The following is an 887-nucleotide window of genomic DNA, read 5'->3' on the forward strand; positions in this document are numbered from 1 at the left end:
ATATTTATAGCAAATATTTGTCATATAGCAAAGTGATCAATGGGCCTGAGAACCCTAACACATAATCAAGGAATTTTATTTATGTCTTATAACAAGGTTATCGTACCAAGAGACGGAGAAAAAGTGACAGTCAACGCTGATTTGTCGTTAAACGTTCCTAATAATCCCATTATTCCATTCGTTGAAGGTGATGGTATCGGTATAGATATCACGCCTGTCATGATAAAGGTGGTCAATGCTGCTGTAGACAAAGCCTACCATGGCAAAAAATCAATCATCTGGATGGAGGCCTACCTTGGTGAAAAAGCTGCCAAAATCTACGAAGGTGACTACTTGCCAAGCGAGACATTAGATGTCTTAAAAGACTATGTCATCAGTATCAAAGGTCCATTAACCACACCAGTTGGCGGCGGTTTTCGTTCATTAAATGTTGCAGTACGTCAAGAGCTTGACTTATACGTCTGTCAGCGTCCAGTACGTTGGTTTGAGGGTGTCCCAAGTCCAGTCCAACATCCTGAATTGACTGACATGGTCATCTTCCGTGAAAACTCAGAAGATATCTACGCTGGTATTGAATGGAAAGCGGGTAGTGAAGATGCCAAAAAGGTCATCGACTTTTTACAAAATGAGATGGGTGTCGATAAAATACGCTTCCCTGAAGACTGCGGTATCGGTATCAAACCTGTATCAAAAGAAGGCACACAGCGCCTAGTGCGCAAAGCCATTCAACATGCTATCGATAATGACTTGCCAAATGTAACCTTAGTGCATAAAGGCAATATTATGAAGTTTACTGAAGGTGCGTTTAAAGAGTGGGGCTATGAGTTAGCTGCGGAGCGTTTTGGCGCCGAGTTGTTAGATGGCGGTCCTTGGATGACGATGAAGAA

Annotated in this window: 1 protein-coding gene; it reads left to right on the plus strand. The window is 42.3% G+C overall.

Annotation, left to right across the window (positions count from 1 at the left end; genetic code table 11):
• Positions 1-81: 81 nt before the first annotated feature.
• On the plus strand, positions 82-887 hold an 806-nt coding region (locus ACS8FD_RS18230; protein ID WP_439276889.1), incomplete at its 3' end, for an isocitrate/isopropylmalate family dehydrogenase.

The organism is Psychrobacter sp. 1U2, from assembly GCF_051847575.1.